Source organism: Wolbachia endosymbiont of Drosophila seguyi (genome assembly GCF_028981765.1).
GTDB classification, from domain to species: domain Bacteria; phylum Pseudomonadota; class Alphaproteobacteria; order Rickettsiales; family Anaplasmataceae; genus Wolbachia; species Wolbachia pipientis.
Genome location: NZ_JAPQLM010000003.1, coordinates 1 through 3,799, shown reverse-complemented (window position 1 = coordinate 3,799; position 3,799 = coordinate 1). Strand labels below are relative to the sequence as shown.

Annotated in this window: 3 protein-coding genes and 1 pseudogene; 3 read left to right on the top strand and 1 reads right to left on the bottom strand. The window is 35.1% G+C overall.

Translation table 11 applies throughout. The annotated features are described in order from the left end of the window. Positions 1–109, bottom strand: a pseudogene (locus tag OZD62_RS06135) (Na+/H+ antiporter subunit E); the annotation flags it as partial. A 68-nt stretch (positions 110–177) separates the two neighbouring features. Here OZD62_RS06135 and OZD62_RS00070 point away from each other — a divergent pair. The 3 genes from OZD62_RS00070 (at position 178) to lgt (ending at position 3,588) form a co-directional block, all read left to right on the top strand. Further along, complete coding sequence (locus OZD62_RS00070; protein ID WP_275019156.1) at positions 178–2,220, top strand: ankyrin repeat domain-containing protein; 2,043 nt, start codon at positions 178–180, stop codon at positions 2,218–2,220. Between the two features lie 120 nt (positions 2,221–2,340). Continuing rightward, positions 2,341–2,790, top strand: a complete 450-nt coding sequence (gene smpB, locus OZD62_RS00065) for an SsrA-binding protein SmpB (RefSeq protein ID WP_007548863.1) — start codon at positions 2,341–2,343, stop codon at positions 2,788–2,790. Between the two features lie 6 nt (positions 2,791–2,796). Further along, positions 2,797–3,588, top strand: a complete 792-nt coding sequence (gene lgt, locus OZD62_RS00060) for a prolipoprotein diacylglyceryl transferase (protein ID WP_010962823.1) — start codon at positions 2,797–2,799, stop codon at positions 3,586–3,588. Positions 3,589–3,799: the final 211 nt, after the last annotated feature.

Sequence of the window (3,799 nt, the reverse complement as noted above, 5' to 3'; positions counted from 1 at the left end):
AAATAAAAAACGGCTCAAAATAACCAGACAATACAGTCCATAGAACAAATAAAATTATAAATGACAGAGAAAAAAACTTGATTTCCTTCCTAAAGTTGAGGTTTTTCATAGTCTGTAATATAACTTAAATGACTCTTTAAGGAAAGATAATAACGAATATTTAGGTTCTTGACTTCTATGTTAAAAGATATAACAACTAAGTTATGTATTTTAAGTGAGGAAGTTATGAAATATGACAAATTTATGGAAATATTAAAAAAAATAAATGACCTTTCAGATTTGAGCAAGGACAATATAGTTGAAAAAATAAAAGCTAAGTTACAAGAAGAAGATCCAGATTTATGTCAAGAGTGGGAAAAGAGTAAACCTGACAACGATAGTGGATCTGGCATAAATTACATATTTACTATATCTCGTGGTCAAAATTCTAAGGAAGTCAAATTGTTACATCTTGCTTCTTATTGGAACTGTGCAAATGTAGCAAAAGCTCTGATTGAAAACGGGGCAGATATTAATGCAGAACATGATAATAAAATTACTCCTTTACATATTGCTGCTCACTATGGCCACGAAGATGTAGTAACCATTCTAACTGGAAAAGGAGCAATTGTTGATGCAAAAAATGGTGATGGATGGACTTCTTTACATTTTGCTGTTGAAAAGAACCACGAAAATGTAGTAAACACTCTAATTGGAAAAGGAGCAAATGTTAATGCAGAAAATGATAAAGGATGGGCTCCTTTACATCTTGCTATTACAAATGGCCACAAAGAGATAGTACAAGTTCTATCAAAAGCAGAAGGAATCAACGTTGATGCAAAAAATAGTGATGGGTGGACTCCTTTACATCTTGCTGCTGCAAATGGCCGCGAAGATATAGTAGAAACTCTAATTGAAAAAGGAGCAGATGTTAATGCGAAAGATCATTATAAATGGACTCCTTTAACATTTGCTTCTCAAAAAGGCCATGAAGTGGTAAAAGGAGCTCTATTAAAGGCACAAGAGAACATCAAAGCTTTGCATTCAGCTGTTAAACATAATAATGAGGAGGAGGTGAAAAACCTATTAAATAAAGGAGTAAACGTTAATGCAAAAGATGATGATGGATGTACTCCTTTACATCTTGCTGCCAGAGAGGGCTGCGAAGATGTAGTAAAAACTCTCATTGCAAAAGGAGCAAATGTTAATGCAGAAGGTATTGTGGACGAGACTCCTTTACATCTTGCAGCCAGAGGGGGCCATAAAGATGTAGTAGACATTCTAATCGCAAAAGGAGCAACGGTTAATGCACAAAATAATAAAAGATATACTCCTTTACATATTGCTGCTGAAAAGAACCACATAGAAGTAGTAAAAATTCTAGTTGAGAAAGCAGATGTTAATGCAGAAGGTATTGAGGACAAGACTCCTTTACATCTTGCTGCTGCAAAGGGCCATAAGGATGTAGTAGAAACTCTAATTGCAAACAAAGTAAATGTTAATGCAGAAGATGATGATAGATGTACACCTTTACATCTTGCTGCTGAAGGGAACCACATAGAGGTAGTAAAAATTCTAGTTGAGAAAGCAGATGTTAATATAAAGGATGCTGATAGATGGACTCCTTTGCATGTTGCTGCTGCAAATGGCCACGAAGATGTAGTAAAAACTCTAATCGCAAAAGGAGCAAAGGTTAAGGCAAAAAATGGTGATAGACGTACTCCTTTACATCTTGCTGCTAAAAATGGCCACGAAGGTATAGTAAAAGTTCTGCTAGAAGCTGGAGCAGACCCTTCATTAAAAGATGTTGATGGAAAAACGCCAAGAGACCTCACTAAAGATCAAGGTATAATTCAGCTTTTAGAGGAAGCGGAAAAAAAGCAAACGTTAAAAAATGAGAATAAAAAAACGCCAAAGGATCTTACTGAAAATAAAGATGTAATGCAGCTTTCAGAGAAAAAGGAAGAAAAACAAATTGGAAAAAATGCAATTGTGAAAGAAAAAGAACAATCTGCAAAAAATGCAATTGTAAAAGGTGTTATTGTGTGTTTTGTAACTGCAGTGATAGTTGGTGTTGCACTTGCATTTGCTACTGCCCTATCTGTACCAGCAATAATTGGACTAGCTGCAGGATCTGCGTTCATAGTTGGTGCTGGTCAATATATAATGTCAAAGCCTAAACCTGAAATGAAAGAAGTAAAGGAACCTGTGCCTAGAGAGACAGAAAAAGCACTTACTTGATTTTTGTTATCCTGTTGCTATCAGACTAGCCTGGCACCTTATATTTATTGGGATAACTGTTTTATTATGAATTAAGTCAAAAACTCTGTAATATATTGAAGCTTAAAGATATCTTTAGATATGGAAGTTATTGCAGAAAATAGGAAAGCAAGGTTTGAATATTTCATCTTAGAAGAATTTGAAGCGGGTATGGTCTTATTAAGCAGTGAAGTTAAATCGCTAAGAGAAAGAAAAGTAAATATTTCCGACGCCTACGTTGTTGAAAAGAATAGCGAAGTATGGCTGCACAATATGCATATTGCAGAATATAAAGCTGCGAACCGAAAAAATCATAAACCAAAAAGGGAACGTAAATTACTCTTGCATAAAAAGGAGATAAATAAACTAATTGGTCAAATCAAGACTGCTGGGATAACTGTTGTGCCGCTTTCGGTCTATTTTAACGATAAAGGATTTGCAAAAACTAAAATTGCCATTGTAAAAGGAAAAAAACTCTACGATAAGAGAGCAACCATAAAACAGAGAGAGTGGGATCGTGAAAAAAGTAGATTGTCTAAGAATAATTTATAGCAAAATATGTCTTTAAATCCAGTAATTTTCAGCATCGGTCCTGTTTCTATATATTGGTATTCCTTAGCCTACGTTTTGGGTATAGTGTTTGCATATTGGTATTTACATAAGCTAGATGACCAAAAAATATTTACTAAGAATTTTTACGATTCGTTATTAACAGCCACTATTGTAGGTATTATCCTTGGAGGTAGACTTGGCTACGTATTGATATATGATCCAGTTCTTTATATAAGCAACCCTATTGAGATATTGAAGACCTGGGAAGGAGGGATGTCATTTCATGGTGGTGCTATAGGAGTTTTGCTTGCAGTAATAATTTCGTGTAAAAGACATAATATCCCTACATTTTATGCACTGGACCTAGTTTCTTGCGGAGTTCCCATAGGTTTATTTTTAGGTCGCATAGGCAATTTTATAAACGGAGAGTTATTTGGCAGAGTTACAACTATGCCATGGGGTATGGTATTTCCAGAGAGTGGTGATAATTTGCTGCATCATCCAAGCCAGCTTTATGAGGCACTTTTTGAAGGACTGCTACTTTTTGCAGTTGCAAATTCACTGTTTTTCTTAACTAGAATAAGACTGTATCACGGTGCGTTAACTGGTATTGCAGTTATGTGGTATGGAATAGCACGTTTTTTCGTTGAGTTTTTTCGCGAACCAGACTATCAAATTGGCTATTTGTGGCTTGATTTAACTATGGGGCAGTTGCTTTCTATACCTATGGTTTTGCTAGGAATGCTTGTATATCTAGGCGCATTAAATTTAAAATTTAATACGAAATCTGTCACATAGAGAAAAGGTGAGTTCAATAGAAAAATGTAGCCAGAAGCCCCACATTATGCACAATTGTACGAATTTTCTGCGTTGCAGTAGAGTGAATCGGTGGGCTTTGTTGCATCGCTAGCTATGATGGATTAAAGATAAAAAAGGTGTAGAATATCAGTAGCTTATTATTCTGGTATTTATAACAAGAACGGTCAGTGAATACCTAAATTTGAGTAAA

Excerpts from the sequence above, each read along its gene's own strand:
- OZD62_RS00070 (WP_275019156.1), top strand. The coding sequence starts at position 178 with ATGTTAAAAGATATAACAACTAAGTTATGTATTTTAAGTGAGGAAGTT.
- smpB (WP_007548863.1), top strand. The coding sequence starts at position 2,341 with ATGGAAGTTATTGCAGAAAATAGGAAAGCAAGGTTTGAATATTTCATC.
- lgt (WP_010962823.1), top strand. The coding sequence starts at position 2,797 with ATGTCTTTAAATCCAGTAATTTTCAGCATCGGTCCTGTTTCTATATAT.